Annotated in this window: 16 protein-coding genes, 1 pseudogene and 1 riboswitch; of the genes and pseudogenes, 12 read left to right on the forward strand and 5 right to left on the reverse strand. The window is 72.6% G+C overall.

Annotation, left to right across the window (positions count from 1 at the left end):
- Positions 1-284: 284 nt before the first annotated feature.
- The 3 genes from thyX to C7C45_RS25010 are packed head-to-tail and all read left to right on the forward strand — an operon-like array spanning position 285 to position 3,740.
- Entirely contained in the window at positions 285-1,025 is a 741-nt protein-coding gene (gene thyX / locus C7C45_RS25000) for an FAD-dependent thymidylate synthase (RefSeq protein ID WP_110566185.1), read from the forward strand.
- Positions 1,026-1,072: 47 nt separating this feature from the next.
- A complete protein-coding gene (gene dapA / locus C7C45_RS25005; protein ID WP_110566152.1) occupies positions 1,073-1,999 on the forward strand; it encodes a 4-hydroxy-tetrahydrodipicolinate synthase in 927 nt (308 codons plus the stop codon).
- A gap of 52 nt (positions 2,000-2,051) precedes the next feature.
- Positions 2,052-3,740, forward strand: a complete 1,689-nt coding sequence (locus C7C45_RS25010; RefSeq protein ID WP_110566153.1) for a ribonuclease J — start codon at positions 2,052-2,054, stop codon at positions 3,738-3,740.
- A gap of 78 nt (positions 3,741-3,818) precedes the next feature.
- Here the strand turns inward: C7C45_RS25010 and C7C45_RS25015 are convergent, their stop codons facing one another.
- The 3 genes from C7C45_RS25015 to C7C45_RS25025 all read right to left on the reverse strand — a co-directional run bounded on the left by C7C45_RS25015 (position 3,819) and on the right by C7C45_RS25025 (position 7,131).
- Positions 3,819-4,865, reverse strand: coding sequence for an LPXTG cell wall anchor domain-containing protein (locus C7C45_RS25015; RefSeq protein ID WP_110566154.1), 1,047 nt, complete (start codon positions 4,863-4,865; stop codon positions 3,819-3,821).
- A 122-nt stretch (positions 4,866-4,987) separates the two neighbouring features.
- Complete coding sequence (locus C7C45_RS25020; protein WP_244200555.1) at positions 4,988-6,556, reverse strand: type III secretion system chaperone family protein; 1,569 nt, start codon at positions 6,554-6,556, stop codon at positions 4,988-4,990.
- Positions 6,557-6,651: 95 nt separating this feature from the next.
- A complete protein-coding gene (locus tag C7C45_RS25025; RefSeq protein WP_110566156.1) occupies positions 6,652-7,131 on the reverse strand; it encodes a type III secretion system chaperone family protein in 480 nt (159 codons plus the stop codon).
- A 113-nt stretch (positions 7,132-7,244) separates the two neighbouring features.
- On the opposite strand from C7C45_RS25025, the gene C7C45_RS25030 reads away from it, so the two are divergent.
- Positions 7,245-9,707: an FtsK/SpoIIIE family DNA translocase gene (locus C7C45_RS25030; RefSeq protein ID WP_110566157.1), complete on the forward strand. Its 2,463-nt coding sequence runs from the start codon at positions 7,245-7,247 to the stop codon at positions 9,705-9,707.
- Between the two features lie 75 nt (positions 9,708-9,782).
- On the opposite strand, the gene C7C45_RS25035 is transcribed toward C7C45_RS25030, so the two are convergent.
- Positions 9,783-10,028, reverse strand: a complete 246-nt coding sequence (locus C7C45_RS25035; protein WP_110566158.1) for a hypothetical protein — start codon at positions 10,026-10,028, stop codon at positions 9,783-9,785.
- 82 nt (positions 10,029-10,110) lie between these two features.
- Positions 10,111-10,425, reverse strand: a complete 315-nt coding sequence (sugE, locus tag C7C45_RS25040; protein ID WP_110566159.1) for a quaternary ammonium compound efflux SMR transporter SugE — start codon at positions 10,423-10,425, stop codon at positions 10,111-10,113.
- Between the two features lie 60 nt (positions 10,426-10,485).
- Positions 10,486-10,557, reverse strand: a riboswitch (guanidine-III (ykkC-III) riboswitch).
- A 92-nt stretch (positions 10,558-10,649) separates the two neighbouring features.
- On the opposite strand from sugE, the gene C7C45_RS25045 reads away from it, so the two are divergent.
- From C7C45_RS25045 to pspM, 8 genes and pseudogenes are all read left to right on the forward strand, one after another.
- A complete protein-coding gene (locus tag C7C45_RS25045) occupies positions 10,650-11,573 on the forward strand; it encodes an ornithine cyclodeaminase family protein (RefSeq protein WP_110566186.1) in 924 nt (307 codons plus the stop codon).
- Positions 11,574-11,720: 147 nt separating this feature from the next.
- Complete coding sequence (locus C7C45_RS25050) at positions 11,721-13,166, forward strand: DUF2207 family protein (RefSeq protein ID WP_110566160.1); 1,446 nt, start codon at positions 11,721-11,723, stop codon at positions 13,164-13,166.
- A 68-nt stretch (positions 13,167-13,234) separates the two neighbouring features.
- Positions 13,235-14,743: a 30S ribosomal protein S12 methylthiotransferase RimO gene (gene rimO / locus C7C45_RS25055; protein ID WP_110566187.1), complete on the forward strand. Its 1,509-nt coding sequence runs from the start codon at positions 13,235-13,237 to the stop codon at positions 14,741-14,743.
- A 77-nt stretch (positions 14,744-14,820) separates the two neighbouring features.
- On the forward strand, positions 14,821-15,411 hold the full coding sequence (gene pgsA / locus C7C45_RS25060; RefSeq protein WP_110566161.1) for a CDP-diacylglycerol--glycerol-3-phosphate 3-phosphatidyltransferase: 591 nt from the start codon (positions 14,821-14,823) through the stop codon (positions 15,409-15,411).
- Positions 15,412-15,571: 160 nt separating this feature from the next.
- Positions 15,572-16,117 (forward strand): annotated as a pseudogene (locus C7C45_RS25065) (CinA family protein); the annotation flags it as partial.
- A 267-nt stretch (positions 16,118-16,384) separates the two neighbouring features.
- A complete protein-coding gene (locus C7C45_RS25070; RefSeq protein WP_110566162.1) occupies positions 16,385-16,825 on the forward strand; it encodes a helix-turn-helix domain-containing protein in 441 nt (146 codons plus the stop codon).
- A 200-nt stretch (positions 16,826-17,025) separates the two neighbouring features.
- Complete coding sequence (locus tag C7C45_RS25075; RefSeq protein WP_110566163.1) at positions 17,026-17,898, forward strand: PspA/IM30 family protein; 873 nt, start codon at positions 17,026-17,028, stop codon at positions 17,896-17,898.
- 23 nt (positions 17,899-17,921) lie between these two features.
- On the forward strand, positions 17,922-18,707 hold the full coding sequence (gene pspM / locus C7C45_RS25080; RefSeq protein WP_110566164.1) for a phage shock envelope stress response protein PspM: 786 nt from the start codon (positions 17,922-17,924) through the stop codon (positions 18,705-18,707).
- The last annotated feature ends 24 nt before the right edge of the window (positions 18,708-18,731 follow it).

Here is an 18,731-nt window from a genome sequence, read left to right on the forward strand (position 1 = left end):
CGGCGGGGACTCGGCCGGGCCACGCAGCGCCTGCCCCAGATCTGGGGCAGCTCTACAGGCAACCGGGGAGGGGTCAGGGGTCGGCGGTGCGTCGGCGAGGGTGCAGAGGGTGCAGAGGGTGTCGAGGGTGTCGAGGGTGTCGAGGGTGTCGAGATCTTGGACACTTATGGCCCCCGCTGAGGCGAGAGGCGTCGGTGATTTTGGCGGCAGCTGGGCGGTTTCGGCACCGCGAGCCCGAGTTGGGCGTGGGACCGCTGACCACTACAGTCGCAGGAATGCCGGAGATGGTGCAGCCCCAGGTCAAGTTGATCGCGTGGACCCAGTTCGCGGCCCCGGACGACGTGCCGTGGTCGACCGACGCCGAGGGGGGCCAGGCGCTCGCCGAGTTCGCCGGCCGGGCCTGCTACCAGTCGTGGAAGAAGCCGAACCCGGCCACCGCCACCAACGCCGGCTACCTGGCGCACATCCTCGACGTCGGGCACCTCTCGGTGCTGGAGCACGGGTCGGTGACCTTCTACTTCACCGGGGTGTCCCGCTCCTTCACCCACGAGTTGATTCGGCACCGGCACTTCTCGTACTCCCAGCTGTCCCAGCGCTACGTCCCGGAGCGGGACGCGGCCATGGTCGAGCCGGCGGTCATCGCCGACGACCCGGAGCTGCACAAGAGGTTCGTGGAGGCCGCCGAGGCGAGCGTGCGGGCGTACACCGAGTTGCTGGAGGGCCTTGAGCAGCGCTTCTCCGACGAGCCGAACCCGACGCTGCGCCGCAAGCAGGCCCGGCAGGCGGCCCGAGCGGTGCTGCCCAACGCCACCGAGACCCGCATCGTGGTCAGCGGCAACTACCGGGCCTGGCGGCACTTCATCGCGATGCGGGCCACCGAGCACGCCGATGTGGAGATCCGCGAGCTGGCCGTGGAGTGCCTGCGCCAACTGCAGGGGGTCGCCCCCAACGTGTTCGCCGACTTCGTGATCTCCACGTTGCCGGATGGCACCGAGGTTGCGGCCAGCCCGCACGAGGCGTCCTGAGCCCTTCCCTGGCGGGCCCCGGCTGGTCGTCCGCTAGGTTGGGGGGTATGACGCACGACCACCTCGACGCCGCTGCCCGACCGGTGTCCCGCCCCTTTGGCCGGCTGCTCACCGCCATGGTGAGCCCGTTCGCCCCCGACGGCTCCCTCGACCTCGACGGTGCCGCTCGGCTGGCGAGTCACCTGGTCGACGAGCAGGGCAACGACGCGGTGGTCGTCAACGGCACCACCGGCGAGTCGCCGACCACCACCGACACCGAGAAGGAACGCCTGATTCGGGCCGTGGTGGAGGCTGTCGGCGATCGCGCCAAGGTGGTCGCCGGGGTCGGCACCAACGACACCCGGCACACCATCGAGTTGGCCGCCGCTGCCGAGAAGGCCGGCGCACACGGTCTGCTCGTGGTGACCCCCTACTACAACAAGCCACCGCAGAGCGGATTGCTGCGGCACTTCACCGCGGTGGCCGACGCCACCGGCCTGCCGGTGATGCTGTACGACATCCCGCACCGCTCGGGCGTGCCGATCGAGACCGAGACGCTGGTCCGACTCGCCGAGCACGGCCGAATCGTCGCGGTCAAGGACGCCAAGGGCGACCTGATCGCCACCAGCTGGGTGACCAGCCGGACCGCCCTCGCCTACTACTGCGGCGAGGACGCACTCACCCTGCCGGCGCTGGCCGCTGGCAGCGTGGGCCTGGTCGGCACCTCGACGCACTTCGTCGGGGCGCTGGCCGCACAGATGATCGAGGCGTTCGACGCGGGGAACATGCCGGCCGCGCTTGCCCTGCACCGGCGGCTGCTGCCGCTGTTCACTGGCATCTTCCGCACCCAGGGCACCATCCTGGTGAAGGCGGGCCTGGCATCGCTGGGCCTGCCGGCCGGCCCGGTGCGACCCCCACTGGTGGACGCCACCGACGACGAGATCGCCCAACTGCGCGCGGACTTCGCGGCAGTGGGCCTGGAGCTGCCCGAATGATCGAACGACACGATGGGCGCCGGGTTACGGCGTCGCAGAATGAGGTGGACGCGTGACCGAGGCGCACATCGACGCGGAGCTTCCCCCGCCGTTGCCCGAGGGTGGGCTGCGGATCATCCCGCTCGGCGGGCTCGGCGCCATCGGTCGCAACATGACCGTCTTCGAGTACGACGGCAAGTTGCTGATCGTCGACTGCGGGGTGCTCTTCCCCGACGTCGAGCAGCCGGGAGTGGATCTGATCCTGCCCGACTTCGGCCCGATCCTGGACCGGCTGGCCGACGTCCAGGCGATCGTGCTGACCCACGGCCACGAGGACCACATCGGCGCGGTGCCCTACCTGCTCGCCCACAAGCCCGACATCCCGTTGGTCGGCTCACAGTTCACCCTCGCCCTGGTCGAGGCGAAGCTGGCCGAGCGGCGCATCCAGCCGTACACGTTGACCGTGCGGGAGGGCGGCCGTGAGCGGCTCGGCCCGTTCGAGTGCGAGTTCTTCGCGGTCAACCACTCGATCCCGGACGCCCTCGCGGTGGCCATCCGCACCCCCGCCGGCCTGGTGCTGCACACCGGCGACTTCAAGATGGACCAGCTCCCGCTGGACGGCCGGATCACCGACCTGGCCGGCTTCGCCCGGCTCGGCGCCGAAGGCGTCGACCTGCTGCTGTCCGACTCCACCAACGCGGAGATCCCCGGCTTCGTCACGCCGGAACGGGAGATCGGGCCGGTGCTCGACTCGATCTTCGGGAAGGCCAAGGGCCGGATCATCGTGGCCTCCTTCGCCTCGCACGTGCACCGCGTGCAGCAGGTCTTCGACTCCGCCGCGGAACACGGCCGCAAGGTCGCGCTGATCGGCCGGTCCATGGTTCGCAACATGGGCATCGCCCGGGACCTCGGCCTGCTCAACATCCCGGCCGGCCTGGTCATCAGCATCGACGAGGCGACCACGCTGCCGCCGGAAGAGATCGTGCTGATGTCCACCGGGTCGCAGGGTGAGCCGATGAGCGCGCTGGGCCGGATGGCCAGCGGCGACCACCGGCACATCACCATCGCTCCCGGCGACACGGTCGTGCTGGCGTCCTCGCTGGTGCCCGGCAACGAGACCTCGGTCTACCGGGTGATCAACCGGCTGGCCCGGGCCGGCGCGGTGGTCGTACACAAGGACGTGGCGAAGGTGCACGTCTCTGGGCACGCCCCCGCCGGGGAACTGCTCTACCTGCTCAACGTGGTCCGGCCCAGCAACCTGATGCCCGTGCACGGCGAATGGCGCCACCTGCGCGCGCACGCCCGGCTCGGGATCGAGTCGGGGGTCGCCGCCGACCGGGTGGTGCTCTGCGAGGACGGCGACGTGGTCGACCTGGTCGAGGGCCGCGCCAGCCTGGTTGGGCACGTGAAGAGCCGGTACGTCTACGTGGACGGCCTCGCTGTCGGTGACGTCAGCGAGTCGCTGCTCACCGAGCGCCGGATCCTCGGTGACGGCGGATTCATCGCCACCACCGTGGTCGTCGACTCGGTCACCGGCAAGGTGGTCGCCGGCCCGACGCTGTCCGCGAAGGGCTTCTCGGAGGACCCGGAGGCGTTCAACCCGGTGATCCCGCTGGTCACCGAGGCGCTCAATCGGGCCGCGGCGGACGGCATCACCGACCCGCACCAGCTCCAGCAGATCGTCCGGCGGACCGTGGGGCGGTGGGTCAACGACGCGTACCGTCGTCGGCCGATGATCGTGCCCACCGTCGTCGAGGTCTGACCCGCGTGATCGGGCCGGTCGCCGACATCCCCCGTGGATGTCGGTGGCCGGCCCGATCCTGTTGGTACGCGCTTCGGCTCAGCCCTGCGACATCCGGCGCCGCAGCACGAGCAGCCCAACCCCGAGGGCCAGCAGCACTGCGCCGATGAGGCCGTAGACGCTGCCGGACGTGCCGGTGCGGGGCAGTTGCGCCGCTTCCGGGGTGGACGTGCCCACCGCGGTCGGCGTCGGGGTGGTGGCCGGATCGGCCGATGGCGGGGTGCTGGCGTCGCCGGCACCGGATCCGCCCGTGCCGCCCAGGCGAAGTGTCAGCGCGGTGTCCTTGTTGGTGTAGCGGCTCGTCGGGGTGAGCGAGAGGCGCACGGTCTTCGTGCCCCCGGTGACCGACAGCCGTACGTCGAAGGTGTCGGTGGCACCGTCGGCGAGCACACCCCGCCGCAGGACCTCGCAGCCAACGCCGTTCATCCGGCCGCTGTCGGAGCACGCCGGCGCGGTCACCCGCACCCCGTCCGGGGTGGTGATGGTGAACGAGTAACCGCCGATGTCGAAGGTGCCGGCGTTCGTGACCCGCACCCGTACCGTCGTCATCCCGTTGACGATCGGCGCCGCGGTGGCCCGCAGTCGCAGCGACGTGCGGTCCGGCCAGTTGATCCGGAAGTCGGTGAACCCATCGGTGACCCCGGCGGCGTCCCGGCCGGCGACGGAGCCCCAGGCGCTCACTCCGAAGACCGGCTCCGGGGTCGACGAGGTGACCGTCAGCCGGTACGCGCGCTCACCCCCGGCGGGAAGCTCCGCGCCGCCGCAGAGCCAGCTCCGCGGCGTGCCGCTGAGCGAACGGCAGTCCGCGCCCGAGGTCGGCTCGACGAAGTCCGGCAGGCGCAGCACGAAGAAACCCTTCGCTGCCGCGGCGCCCGGGTTCTTGACGGTGACCTCCAGCGGGCCGGACGGGAACCACGGGTCCTGGGCGAGGAAGACGATGTCGCCCCGAGCGGTGACAGTGGGCGCGGCGGTCGCGCTCGGCGACCCGGTCGGGGTGGCGGCTGGCGCGGCGGCGGCCGGCCCGGCAAGGGTGGGCACGAAGAGCAGGGCGGCGGCGAGGAGGCCGGAGCTGAGCAGGCGGTTCATGACGACTCCCGGAAGCTGTGATCGATGATGGCCGTACCACATCGACACAGCGCTTCCGGTTGCGCACTGTCGGATGTCGCATAGTCGCGCCCCGGGGTGCAACCTGTTGCCCTGTTCGCGACCTAGGGCAGCGCGCCGACCGCGTCGGCGTACGCCACGCCGGTGGTGATCGCGGCGTCCACCAGGACCATGAGTTGCGCCGGTGCCACCCCGTGCGCCAGGTCCGTGGCCACGTCGCCGGCCAGCACCAACTCCTCGCCGAGTTCGTGCGCGTACGCCTTGGGCAGCAGCCGGTCGTGGTTCCACGCGTTGCAGAAGGCGTACGCCTCGGCGCGGCGGGCTGCCGGCAGCCGGCGGGTGGCCATGACGCGGGCGTGCAGCACCTCCCCGCGCTCACCGGCCCGTCGGAACTGGATCACCGCGCCACCCCACCGGCCGACCACCGTGTCACGGGCCTCCACGAGGTACGGGTCGCCACGCCCGTCCAGGACCGCGGTGATCAGGTCGAGGCTCAGCGCCACGAGCTCACGCTCGCTCAACTCGGCCTCATCGCCGGACCGGTCGGCGTCGATTTCGTCGGGCTCGTCGTCGTCGGGCAGCGGGACCGGTGCCGCGAGCGGGCGCTCGGCGAGCCAGGCAGCTATCCGTCCGGAGTGGTGGCCGGTGCCGTTGCGGGCGTCGAAGCTGCCGGCCAGCTCGTTGGCCACCCCGAGCAGTAGCGCACCGAGTGCGGCCACGTCCAGCTCGGTGGCGGGTCGCCCGCCGTACGCCGGGCGTGGCATCGTCCGCCCGCCCAGCCCGGCGTCCACGGCCAGTCCGCAAACGAGCGCCCCGGCGGCGGCGAACTCCATGGCGGCGAGGTCGTCGGTCGGCCGGTCCAGTCGGGGCAGTTGCTCGGCCAGGATGGTCAGCCCGCGTTCCAGGTGCCCGCCCAGTGCGCAGAACCGCAGGTGCGCGGCGAGATGCGCGAACGCGGCGCGCTCGCGCCGGTGCCGGCGGTACGCCCGGACGTGTGCCGCTGCGGCCCGCTCCGGCTCGCCGGCGCGCAGGGCGGGCAGCAGACCGGCGATCAGGTCCCGTTCGGGCTGGTCGGTGCAGGCGTCCCGGTCACCGTCGGATTCCCGTAGCTCGTCGAGCGCGGCCCGCCACTCGCCCCAGCCGGCCAGCAGTTCCGCGCGTCGAGCCGGGGCGCACCCCGGGCAGCCACCGGCCGGGCCGGGCCGTTTACCGGACCACCGCTCGTACCAGTGGCGGGCGGTGGGCTCGTCGCCCAGGTGGTCGGCGATCCGGCAGTGCAACTCCGCGACGGTCGGTGTGTCCGGCCCGCCCACGCCGACCCGGTGGGCCAGGTCGTGCAGCAGGGCCCGGGTCTGGTCCAGACCGACCCGTGGGGTGCCGATCAGCGCCTCCACCGCGTACCGCTGGTAACGCAGCAGCAGCCCGGCCTCCGCGTCGGTCAGCAGCTCGGGCCGGTGGTCGGCGGCGGCCCGGCAACGCCGGACCGGCTCGACCAGGCGCCACCGCTCCCCGTGCAGCAGGTACGCCTCGATCAGCGCGAACCGTGCGTCCATCCCGGACCGGACGTCGCCGGCCGCGTCGGCGCGCTCGGCGAGCCGCTCCAGGGTCACCTGCCGGGCCGGCCCGTCGGGCTGGTCCCGGGCGTCGGCGAGGGCGGCCTCCAGCGCGGGCAGGCGACCTACGCCGACCCAGCCGACGGGAGCGGCGTGCGGTGTGTCCGGGTGGGCCACTCGGTCGGTGCTGCTGCCGGTGAACTCGTCCCGGCCGGTCACGACGGCACCGCCCCGGGCAGCCGCCGGACCGCCACGGCGAGTTGGCAGCCGGTCGAGATGCCACAGTCGAGCAGTTGGTCGAGCTGGTGCGGGGTCACCCCGCGTTCCAGATCGGTGATCACCTCACCGTAGACCCGGGCCCGACCGTCGTCGTCGACATGCACGAACGCCTTCGGCCAGAGCCGGTCGTGGTTCCACGAGTTGCAGAACGCGTACAGGGCGGGCACCTGCTCGATGCCGAAGGTGGCAGTGACCATGGTGCGGACCTGGAGCAGCTCGCCGGCCCCGCCGAGGCGTAGGAACCAGATCATGTTGTCGTCGAAACGGCCCACCAGTTCGCCGTCCACGGTCAGGCCGGCGGACCGGCCGCGGGCGGCGAGCACCGCGGCGACCAGCTCGCCGGTCAGTGGGCGCAGTGCGCCAGGATGCCCGGCCAGCGGTTCGCCCGGATCGCTCTCGATTTCCGGCGACGCCATGGGGCATCCCTTCTGAGGCGGATATCACGACCGGCGGCGGGGCCGGTGTTGCGACGCGCGGACACGACCGGGAAAAGCGGGGATCTGCCCGGTCCCACCGTTACCGTGACTCTATGGCGGGCCGTACCTCTCAGGCGAGCCGGCGGCGCGGCGCGTCGCCGCGCGGTAGCACCAACAGTCGTGCCCGCCAACCGGCGAAGAAGACCCGGGCGCCGGTCCGGCGTCCTACCACGCCGGCCCGGCCCGGCCCGGCGGTGTACGTGGGCCGTGCGGTGGGTGCTTTGTGGATGGGCGTGGCACACGGGATGGGTTGGGCGGTGCGGGCCGCCGGTCGGCAGGCCGCCTCGGCTCGCGACCTCGACCCGGAGCACCGTCGTGACGGTGCCGGCCTGCTGATGTTCGGGCTCGCCCTGCTCACCGCCGTGGCGCTCTGGTTCTCCGGAGCGGGCCCGGTGGGTGCGCGGCTGGCCGACTCGATCCGGTTGTTCCTGGGCGCGATCTCCGTTGTCGTGCCGGTGCTGCTGATGATCGGGGCGTGGCGGTTGATGCGTCAGCCGGTCGATCCGGAGCACCGGGGCCGCGGGTTGATCGGCTGGACCTCGCTGCTCGTGTCGACCGCCGCGCTGCTCCAGATCGGTCAGGCCCCGGCCACCCCGCTGCAGCGGGACTTCGCGGGTGGTCTGGTCGGCGCGGGTGTCGGCGGGCTGCTGGAACGCGCGGTGACCGCCTGGGTGGCGGTGCCGCTGCTGATCCTGCTGCTGCTCTTCGGCCTGCTCGTGGTGACCGCGACCCCGATCAACAAGATCCCCGAGCGGTTGGGCCTGCTCGCCGGCGGTCTGGTCGCCCCGCCGGACGCCGCCGTCGACGAGGAGTCGGACGAGGCGGCCCCACGGCCGGCACGCAAGAGGCCGGCGAAGCGGATGCCGCCGCCGCTGGACCCGGACGACTTCGAGGACCTGGACGGTGCGGACCTCCAGGAGACGATGGTGCTGCCGCGCAAGTCGCCGGCGAAGGTGCCGGCGAGCCGCCGGCCGCCGGCCGAGCCACCGGAGCATTCGGCTCCGCCGACCCGGGCCGAGCAGCTCGCACTGACCGGGTTGGCCGGGGACTACGTCCTTCCGCCGGCCAACATGCTCAGCGCCGGGGCCGCCGCGAAGACCCGCAGCAAGGCCAACGACGAGGTGATCGCCGCACTGACGGGCGTCTTCGACCAGTTCGATGTGGACGCCGCGGTCACCGGCTTCACTCGCGGCCCGACGGTCACCCGGTACGAGGTGGAGTTGGGGCACGGCGTCAAGGTCGAACGCATCACCCAGCTCTCCCGCAACATCGCGTACGCGGTGAAGTCACCGGACGTGCGGATCCTCAGCCCGATCCCGGGCAAGAGCGCCGTCGGCGTGGAGATCCCGAACACCGACCCGGAGAACGTCGCCCTCGGCGACGTGCTGCGCTCGCGGGCGGCGACAAGTGACCACCACCCGATGGTGGTGGCGCTGGGCAAGGACATCGAGGGCGGCTACGTGGTGGCCAACCTCGCCAAGATGCCGCACATTCTCATCGCCGGGGCCACCGGAGCCGGAAAGTCGAGCTGCCTCAACACCCTGCTGGTGTCCGTCCTCACCCGGGCCACCCCGGACGAGGTGCGGCTGCTGCTGATCGACCCGAAGCGGGTCGAGATGACCGGCTACGAGGGCATCCCGCACCTGGTCACCCCGATCGTGACAAACGCCAAGAAGGCGGCCGACTCGCTGGACTGGGTGGTCCGCGAGATGGACATGCGTTACGACGACCTCGCCGCCAACGGGGTCCGGCACATCGACGACTTCAACCGCAAGGTCCGCAACGGCGAGATCAAGGCCCCGCCGGGCAGCGAACGGGAGATGCGCCCGTACCCGTACCTGCTGGTGATCGTGGACGAGCTGGCCGACCTGATGATGGTCGCGCCCCGCGACGTGGAGGACTCGGTCGTCCGGATCACCCAGCTGGCCCGCGCCGCCGGCATCCACCTGGTGTTGGCCACCCAGCGCCCCTCGGTCGACGTGGTGACCGGTCTGATCAAGGCGAACGTGCCGTCCCGGCTGGCGTTCGCCACCTCCTCGCTCGCGGACTCCCGGGTCATCCTCGACCAGCCGGGCGCGGAGAAGCTGCTCGGTCGTGGTGACGGGCTCTTCCTGCCGATGGGCGCCTCCAAGCCGGTACGCATCCAGGGCGCCTGGGTCACCGAGCGGGAAATCGCCGACGTGGTGAAGTTCTGCAAGGACCAGCGTGAGCCGGAGTTCCGCAAGGACGTGCTGGCCCCCGCGCAGGAGAACAAGAAGAAGATCGACGAGGACATCGGCGACGACCTTGACCTGTTGGTGCAGGCGGTGGAGTTGGTGGTCACCTCGCAGTTCGGCTCGACCTCGATGCTGCAACGCAAGCTGCGGGTCGGGTTCGCGAAGGCGGGCCGACTGATGGACCTGATGGAGACCCGTGGGGTGGTCGGGCCGTCCGAGGGGTCGAAGGCGCGCGACGTGCTGGTCAAGCCGGACGAGCTGGAGGAGGTCCTGGTCGGCCTGCGCGGCGACGGCGACTGACGCTCGGGGTGCGACCGGGCCAGAGTGCAGGACGGGCCCACCGGATTCCGGCGGGCCCGAGTCTGTGCGGAGTGGTCAGTTGTTGATCAGCGTGCTGTAGACCACCAGGCCGATGATCGCGGCCACGACGCTGGCCGCCGCGGCGTACCAGCCCAGCGGCTTGTCGCCCAACACGGCGCCGACAATGCCCGCGATGACGCCGAGCACGCCGAAGATGATCGGGTTGAGCAGCAGTGCGAGGACCGCGAAGACGAAGCCCACGATGGTGAGGATGCGGGCGGCGTTGCTGCGGGGACGGGCGGTGCTGGGCAGGTCGGCCATGTCTTCCTCCGGTTGAGAGCCTGTCGTGACGTATCGACAACTACCCACTGTGGGCGTTCGACACGCCTGTCGATGCGGCTCTTCAGTGGAAGATCTTCAGGCCGATCACGCCGGCGACCACCAGCAGCAGGCACAGGATCCGGGGCAGGCTCGCCGACTCGCCGAGCGCCACCATCCCGACCACGGCGGTGCCCACCGCCCCGATGCCGACCCAGACCGCGTACCCGGTGCCGACCGGGATGTCGCGCAGCGCGTACGCCAGCCCGGCCATGCTCAGCGCCAGGGTCACCACGAACACCACTGACGGGATCAACCGGCTGAAGCCGGCGCTGCGGTCCAGGGCGATCGCCCAGGCCGTCTCCATCAGTCCAGAGATCACCAACACGAGCCAGGCCATCGTTCACCTCACGCGGGAGTGCCCGGACCGCCGGGGCCGGGACGAGTCGTGTCTGCACGTCGCGGGGCGTCTTGGCCTGACCGGGTACGCCCACCACTCGTCCGGGGTGGCCACGGGCGACCGGGCCACCGACGCCGACGCTAGCACCGGCCCCGACGGCGATGTGGTGACTCCCGCCACCGCATGTTGACCTCCACCTAACTTCAGCTTGCAGGATGGTCATCATGACCCTGCTGTACGCCGACCCCGAGGTCGCCAGCGCACTGGACGCGGCCACCACGGTCGACGCCATGCGTGCCGCCCTCCTGGCCGCCTACGAGGGACGCCTGGTCGCCCCGCCCCGGGCCGCCGCCCCGCTCAGCGGTGGGCGGCTGGTGCTCACCGCCGGGCACCTGGTCGGCGAGTGGTACGGCTTCCGCTCGTACGACACCTTCGGCCACCCGCAGAGCGAGCAACTGGTGGTGCTGCACGACGCCCGGACCGGGGCGATCCGGGCGGTCGCGGTCGGCGAGGAGTTGGGATCCCGTCGGACCGGAGGGTTGGGAGGCCTGGCGGTCGACGCGCTGGCCCGCCCGGACGCGGCCACCCTCGGGGTGATCGGCTCCGGCCGGCAGGCGTGGACCCAGGTCTGGGCCACCGCCGCGGTCCGCCCGCTGCGCGAGGTGGTGGTGCACAGCCGCTCCGCAGCCCGGCGGGACGTCTTCGCCGCCCGGGTCCGCGCCGAACTGGGCGTGTCGGCCCGCGCGGTGGCCGACCCGGAACCGGCCGTGGCGGGGCGGGACATCGTGGTGCTCGCGACCACCAGCCCCACCCCGGTGCTCCGCGCCGCCGACCTCAGCCCCGGCACGCACGTCAACGCGGTCGGCTTCAAGCAGCGCGACCGCAGTGAATTCGGCACCGACCTGCTCGACGCCGCGGACCTGCTGGTCACCGACTCGCCGGCCCAGGCGGCGGACTACCAGCCGCCGATGCTCGCGGCCACACCCCCGTACGCCGGACTGTTGCGCGACCTGGGCGGCATCCTGGCCGGCGCGGTCCCCGGCCGGACCGCCGCGGACCAGATCTCCGTCTTCTGCTCCACCGGCCTGGCCGGCACCGAGGTCTTCCTGCTCGACACGCTGACCCGCATGGGCGCCCCGGCGCGATGACCGGGACGCGGAACCGTCGCAGACGGGACTGACCGAACAGTGGACCGCCACCTGGGCGACCGGGCGGCCCTGGCGGCACCGCTAAGCGATCATGATGAGGGTGACCGCCGCGACGGGGCCGGCGAAGCAACCCGAACATGAGGTGCCATGACCCTCGCCGCAACGAGCCTCTCCGACCCGGTCATCGAGATCGGTCTGCCGGTGGCGAGCCTGGCCTGCTGGGCAGTGGTCTACGGGATCACCCGGCTGGCCAGCCGACCCGCCGCGGTGACTCCGGCGCCTGCCGCCGCGGGGTTCCCCGGCCAGGAGCCCCCGGCCGTGGTCGGCCTGCTGGCCAATCGGTGGCGGCCCACGGTGGACGCTGCCGAGTCCACCCTGCTGGACCTCGCCGCGCGCCGTTACCTCCAGCTGCGCCAGGCCGACCCGGATCCCCGCGCCACCACGGTGCACCTGACCGGCCACGCCCCCGACGACCTCAACCCGTACGAGCGGCAGGTCTACGACCGGGTGGCCGAGCGCGCGGTCGACGGGGTGGTCCCGCTGACCGCGCTGAGCTTTTCCGACGCCAACCGATCCGACGCCTGGTCCAAGCGGCTGCGCCGAGCGGTCGTGGCCGACGCCCAACGGCTCGGGCTGTCCCGCCCGCGGTTCTCCCGGCCGCTGGTCACCCTGCAGAGCGTGCTCGGCGTGGTCGCCGCCGCCGGGGTCGCGGCCGGTTCCTGGCACTACGTGACCCGGTCCGGCGGCGACAAATTCGGCGTGGTCGCCGCCTTCCTCGTCCCCGCCATGGTGCTCGTTGCCCTCGCGCGTCGGGACCTGGGGGAGCGGGACACCCCCGCCGGTCGCGCCGCCGCCGCCCGCTGGCTGGGGCTGCGCGCCTGGCTCGTCGGACACGAGGCCTTCGGCGACCTGCCGCCCGCCGCCGTCGCGGTGTGGGACCGCTACCTGGCGTACGGCTCCGCGCTCGGCCTCACCCGGACGGCATCCCCGCTGATCAGTTTCGGCATGGCCGACCGGCGGCGGCTCTGGTCGTCGTACGGGGGCAGTTGGCGGCAGGTCAGCGTCAGCTATCCGGGCGGGTACCCCCGGTACGGGAAGGCGCTCGGATGGGTGATCTTGTGGGCGCTGCTCGCCGCTCTCCTGGGCTGGACGTTCGTCGGAGTGGTGGGCGGCTCGTTCCTCGCCTCGGTCGGGCCGTCGTCGGCCGGGTGGACGCGACTGACCGACCTCGGCCCGGTCACGCTCGGCATCGTCCTGGTGGGCTTCGCGCTGCTCGGCCTCGCCGGGTACCTCGTCCTCCGGGCAGTTCTCGACCTGGGCGCCCCGGCCACCGCCAGCGGCGAGGTGCTCTGGCACGAGGTGTGGCAGCGGCAGGCGTCGGACGACGGGCCGGGCAGGATCATCAACCACTACCTCGTCATCGACGACGGCCACGCCGACCAGCTACGCGCCTGGGTCCTCCCGCGCCAGATCGCGGACGAATGCCGGCTCGGTGACGTGGTGACCGCACAGGTCCGACCGTGGACCCGGCGGGTGGTCGGGGTGACCGTCCAGCGGGCCGCGCCGGAGCCTGCCGACACCCGGGGTCGGTGACGAGGCGTACACCACTGGTGCTGGCAGCCCGCGTGCGTGGGCTTCTCCGGCCGGCCCGGTACCCTCGGATGGTGTCTGCCACCTCTCCTTCTCCCTCTGACCACGCCGAGGGCCGTCGCGTCGCCCTGCTCACCCTGGGCTGTGCCCGCAACGAGGTCGACTCGGAGGAGCTCGCCGCCCGGCTGCACGCCGACGGCTGGCAGGTGACCACCGACGGCGAGGGCGCCGACGTTGTGGTCGTCAACACCTGCGGCTTCGTGGAGAAGGCCAAGCAGGACTCCATCCAGACCCTGCTCGCCGCCGCGGGCACGGGCGCCAAGGTCGTCGCCGCCGGCTGCATGGCCGAGCGGTACGGCCGGGAGTTGGCCGACAGCCTGCCCGAGGCCCAGGCGGTGCTGAGCTTCGACGACTACCCGGACATCGCCGCCCGGCTGAACGCGGTCGTCGCCGGCGAGCAGGTCACCGCGCACACCCCCCGGGACCGGCGTGAGCTGCTGCCGCTGACCCCGGTGAAGCGCCGTGACACCGGGGTGTCGCTGCCCGGGCACGGCACCGTGACCCGCACCGCCGTCGACACCGACGAGCACACCCCGGCACACCTGCGCCAGGTGCTGCGCCGCCGCCTCGACAACGGCCCGGTCGCCTCGCTGAAGCTGGCCAGCGGCTGCGACCGCCGCTGCGCGTTCTGCGCCATCCCCGCCTTCCGGGGGGCGTTCGTCTCGCGTACCCCGGACGAGCTGCTCGCCGAGGCGGAGTGGCTGGCCAAGACCGGCGTACGGGAGCTGGTGCTGGTCAGTGAGAACTCCACCTCGTACGGCAAGGATCTGGGCGACCCTCGCGCGTTGGAGAAGCTGCTGCCGCAGCTCGCCGCGGTGACCGGCATCGTCCGTGTGCGGGCGAGCTACCTCCAGCCGGCCGAGACCCGGCCCGGCCTGATCGAGGCGATCGCCAGCACCCCGGGTGTGGCCCCGTACTTCGACCTGTCGTTCCAGCACTCCAGCGAACCGGTGCTGCGCAGGATGCGACGTTTCGGCTCCACCGACCGGTTCCTGGAACTGCTGGCCAGTGCCCGCGCGTTGGCCCCGGACGCGGGTGCCCGCAGCAACTTCATCGTCGGTTTCCCCGGCGAGACCCGCGCCGACGTCGACGAGTTGGTCCGGTTCCTGACCGAGGCCCGGCTCGACGCGATCGGCATGTTCGACTACAGCGACGAAGACGGCACCGAGGCCGCGGGCCTGCCCGGCAAGGTCTCCGCCGCGACGATCAAGCGGCGCTACGACCGGCTCAGCGCGCTCGCCGACGAGTTGTGCTCGCAGCGGGCCGAGGACCGGCTCGGCTCGACCGTCGAGGTGCTGGTCGACTCGATCGCCGATGGCGTGGTGGAGGGCCGGGCGGCGCACCAGGCGCCGGAGGTGGACGGCTCCACCACCCTGGTCGCCCCGGCCGAGGGTGGGGTCGACCTCGCCGCGCTGCGCCCGGGTGATCTGGTACGCGCAACGGTGACCGGCACCGAAGGGGTGGACCTGCTCGCTGTGCCGGATGAGATGATCTCGGCGGCGCCCGGCGCGGCACGGTGACGGTGGGCCCGAGCGGAGCGGGGGAGCCCAGTGGTGCGGTGCCGGGTACGCCACGACTGCCTGAGCGGAGCGCGGCGGTGACCGGAGCGGCGGAGTCGACCCCCGCCCGGGTGGTCGCCGTGGTGCCCGTCGTCAACGCGGCCAACGCGCTGACCGCCCTGCGGCTCGTGCTGGTGCCGGTCTTCGCAGCCTCGGTGGTCATGTCCGGGATGACCCACTCCGGCTGGCGGATGGCGGCGTGCCTGATCTTCGCGGTGGCTTCGGCGACCGACCTGGTGGATGGCTGGATCGCCCGCCGGTTCGGGCTGGTGACCTCGGTCGGCAAGGTGGCCGACCCGATCGCCGACAAGGCGCTCACCGGTGCGGCCCTGGTGCTGCTCTCCTGGTACGACCAACTGCCCTGGTGGGTGACCGCGCTGATCCTCGTCCGCGAGTTGGGCATCACGGGGTTGCGGTTCTGGGTGCTCCGGCACGGCGTGATCGCCGCCAGCCGAGGTGGCAAGGTCAAGACTGCGCTGCAGATCCTCGCCATCGCCTGGTACCTCTGGCCGATGCCGGCCGCCCTCGCCGCCGTCGGCCCGTGGATCATGGCCGCCGCCGTCCTGGTGACGGTCGCCACCGGCTTCGACTACATAGCCCAAGCCCTCCGCCTCCGCCGCCCCCGCTAACCCACCCCACCCCGACCCCCACCCCGACCCCACCCCGACCCCCACCCCGGTTGATCATGAGGTTGTTGCCACCCGGGGCGGCGTGTCGTGCCGCTAACTTCATGATCGACGCGTTTGGGCCGGGAAGGTTGGGGGTCGGCGGGTGGGGAAGGACGGGTTGATGGAGCGAGAGGCGAGCTCTGGGCGGCCGGCGGATGGTGCGGTGGACCATGCCGCCGCGGGCAGCGCCGCGGCGGGCGTGGTGCACAGGTTGGCGCAGCGGCACGAGACCCTGGCCACCGCCGAATCGCTCACGGGTGGGCTGCTGGCCGCATCGATCGTGGACATCGCCGGGGTCAGCGGGATCTACCGCGGTGGCCTCGTGGTCTACGCCACCGAGTTGAAGGGCACCCTCGCCGGCGTACCCGCCGATCTGCTGTCCGAACGGGGACCGGTCGACCCGGAGGTGGCGACAGCGCTCGCCGAGGGTGGCCGCCAGCGCTGCGGCGCGGACTGGGGGGTCGCCACCACCGGCGTCGCCGGCCCCGAGCCGCAGGACGGCAAGCCCGTCGGCCTGGTCTACGTCGCGGTAGCCGGCCCGAACGGCGCCGAGGTGCGCCAGCTCGCCCTGAGCGGCGGCCGGGAGCACGTCCGCGCGGCGGCGGTGATCGAGGCGCTGCGGCTGCTCGCCGAGCGCATCCACGCCGCCGACGCCGCAGAGGCCGCCGCTGCCGACACCGACGCCGACGCCGCAGTGCCCGCCGCCCCCGAAACCGGCTCCCAGACCGCGGCCGGGGCCACCCGGGACGGGGCGGGGACGGCCCGCGCCGGCCGCCGGTGAGCCCGTCCCGCCGAACCGACGGGCGGGGCGGGATGTCGGCCGGGCCCGCAACGGGTACGGTTGCGGGAAGGCTCCGACGTTTCGGGGTCGGCGCGGGCTACCGCGGCCGGCTGCCCAACGCCGGGCGCGAGGTATCCCTCAGGGGGAGGTGCGATGATCCTGCTACGCCGGGTGATCGGTGACGCACTGCGGGCGCGCCGGCAGGGGCAGCAGCGCACGCTGCGTGAGGTGTCCACCGCTGCCAACGTCAGCCTCGGTTACCTCTCCGAGATCGAGCGGGGGCACAAGGAGCCGTCCAGCGAGCTGCTCGCCGCGATTTGTGACGCCCTCGGCGCCCGTCTGTCCGAGCTTCTGCGTGAGGTGAGCGACACCGTGGCGCTTGCCGAGCAGATGCCCGAGGTGCTCGTCTCGATGCAGGACGAGCCGGCCAAGGCCGCGGCAGTGCCCAAGAGCGCCAGCCGGGGTGTCCGTCAGGTCACCTCCGATGGCAAGGTCGCCGTCTCGGTCCGCCAGGACTCTCCGCTCAGGGCCACACTGCGCAGCTCCCGCGTCCGCCCGACCGAGCGCGACCGGGACGTGGTCTGCGCCGCCTGAGCCCGGCCTCTGGTTGACCCTGGGTGGGCTGGCCCCGGCCGCGTAGGGTGGCCCGCAGGAGCTGCCGGTGCGGTCGACCGTCGGGTACGGATGCCTTGTTGGCGTTCGACTGGGACGATGAAGACCGGGCCGGTGGTGGTCGGGTCGGTCCGTTCGGCCCGGCCGTGGTGGAGCGACGCTACTGAGGGGATACCGCGGAGATGGCGAACCCGTTCGTCAAGGGTTGGAACTACCTGATGGCGCTCTTCGGTGCGAAGATCGACGAGCATGCCGACCCCAAGGTGCAGATCCAGCAGGCCATCGAGGATGCCCAGCGGCAGCACCAGGCGCTGGTTCAGCAGGCTGCCGCGGTGATCGGCAACCAGCGTCAGCTGGAGATGAAGCTGTCCCGGCAGATGTCCGAGGTCGAGCGGTTGCAGGGCAACGCCCGGCAGGCCCTGGTGCTGTCCGACCAGGCCCGGGCCAAGGGTGACGAGGCCGAGGCCGGGCGGTTCGAGCAGTCGGCGCAGACTCTGGCCACCCAGTTGGTCTCCGCCGAGCAGGCCACCGAAGACCTGAAGACCCTGCACGACCAGGCGCTCGGTGCCGCCGCCCAGGCCCGCCGTGCGGTCGAGAACAACTCGATGATCCTCCAGCAGAAGCTCGCCGAGCGCACCAAGCTGCTCAGCCAGCTGGAGCAGGCCAAGATGCAGGAGACGGTGGCCCGCTCGCTGGAGTCGATGTCGTCGCTGACCGCGCCCACCAACACCCCGTCGCTGGACGAGGTGCGGGACCGCATCGAACGGCGGTACGCCAACGCGATGGGTCGCGCCGAGTTGGCCGGCAACTCCGTCGAGGGTCGGATGTTGGAGATCCAGAAGGCGACCATCGACTCGGCCGGCTCAGCCCGGCTGGAGCAGATCCGGTCCAGCATGGCTGGGGAGCAGCTCGGCGGTGCGTCGCAGCGACAGGCCGTGCCGCAGGCCGAGAAGGCCGGCCCGGCCAACGACCCGACGGCCGCGGCCCGTCTGGACGAGCTGCGCGCCAGCATGGCTCGTGAGCGGGGCACCGGCGACCCGACCGCCGCCGGCTGAACGACCGGACCGAGGAGGTCAGGGTGGCAGACGAGCGGACGCGATACTTCCGGAGGTTGGGTCGGCTTCGTCGTTCCGCCCGACGGTGGAGCGTGCTGGCCGGTGGGCTGGGCGGCGCGGCGGCGGTGTTGACCCCGTACGCCGGGCTCGGTCTGCCCGACGCGGCCTGGGCCGGCGCCGCGGGCAGTGCGGTGGCACTCGCGGTCTGGCGTTGGATCGACGTGCGCGCCCTCGCCGCCCAACCGGCACCACCCGCGCTCGACCCGGCCGAGGCCGCGGCCCGGTCGCGGGCCCGGCTGATCGCCGCCGTCGAGCGGCTGCCGGTCGGCCCGGGTGTGCTGGCCGAAGTCCGCCGGGTCCGGTCCCGGATCGCGCTGCGCGGCACCAGCGCGGGTGAGCAGTGGGCCCGACTGGACCGGGCGGCGCTCACCCTGGCCGGGATGGCGTCCCGGCTCACCGGGCTGGCCGAGCCGGCGGTGCTGGAGGCTGCCGCCGCCGACCGTTCGCTGCGCGACCTGGCCGCACGGGTGGCCAGCGTCGAACGTGCGCTGCGGCTGGCCCCGGTCGACGCCCGGCCGCCGTTGGCCGAGGCCCACGCCGTGCTGACCGCCCAACTGGAGGGCGGGGTCGCGGCCTACGAACGGCTGGTGGTCGCCGCCGCCGGCTATCTGGCCGAGGACACCCGACCGGAGCCCGCCCACCCGGCCGCCGACCGGCTCACCGAGGCAACGGACCTGCTGCACGGGATTGCCGGGGCGCTGGCCGAGCTGCGCGCCGTCGGCACCCCACTGCGCGCACCCACCCGCTGACCCCATACGTCCGTCGATCGTCGG

Source organism: Micromonospora arborensis (assembly GCF_003205615.1).
Lineage (GTDB): Bacteria > Actinomycetota > Actinomycetes > Mycobacteriales > Micromonosporaceae > Micromonospora > Micromonospora arborensis.

Excerpts from the sequence above, each read along its gene's own strand:
- thyX (WP_110566185.1), top strand. The coding sequence starts at position 285 with ATGGTGCAGCCCCAGGTCAAGTTGATCGCGTGGACCCAGTTCGCGGCC.
- dapA (WP_110566152.1), top strand. The coding sequence starts at position 1,073 with ATGACGCACGACCACCTCGACGCCGCTGCCCGACCGGTGTCCCGCCCC.
- C7C45_RS25015 (WP_110566154.1), bottom strand. The coding sequence starts at position 4,865 with ATGAACCGCCTGCTCAGCTCCGGCCTCCTCGCCGCCGCCCTGCTCTTC.
- C7C45_RS25025 (WP_110566156.1), bottom strand. The coding sequence starts at position 7,131 with ATGGCGTCGCCGGAAATCGAGAGCGATCCGGGCGAACCGCTGGCCGGG.
- C7C45_RS25030 (WP_110566157.1), top strand. The coding sequence starts at position 7,245 with ATGGCGGGCCGTACCTCTCAGGCGAGCCGGCGGCGCGGCGCGTCGCCG.
- C7C45_RS25035 (WP_110566158.1), bottom strand. The coding sequence starts at position 10,028 with ATGGCCGACCTGCCCAGCACCGCCCGTCCCCGCAGCAACGCCGCCCGC.
- sugE (WP_110566159.1), bottom strand. The coding sequence starts at position 10,425 with ATGGCCTGGCTCGTGTTGGTGATCTCTGGACTGATGGAGACGGCCTGG.
- C7C45_RS25045 (WP_110566186.1), top strand. The coding sequence starts at position 10,650 with ATGACCCTGCTGTACGCCGACCCCGAGGTCGCCAGCGCACTGGACGCG.
- C7C45_RS25050 (WP_110566160.1), top strand. The coding sequence starts at position 11,721 with ATGACCCTCGCCGCAACGAGCCTCTCCGACCCGGTCATCGAGATCGGT.
- rimO (WP_110566187.1), top strand. The coding sequence starts at position 13,235 with ATGGTGTCTGCCACCTCTCCTTCTCCCTCTGACCACGCCGAGGGCCGT.
- C7C45_RS25070 (WP_110566162.1), top strand. The coding sequence starts at position 16,385 with ATGATCCTGCTACGCCGGGTGATCGGTGACGCACTGCGGGCGCGCCGG.
- C7C45_RS25075 (WP_110566163.1), top strand. The coding sequence starts at position 17,026 with ATGGCGAACCCGTTCGTCAAGGGTTGGAACTACCTGATGGCGCTCTTC.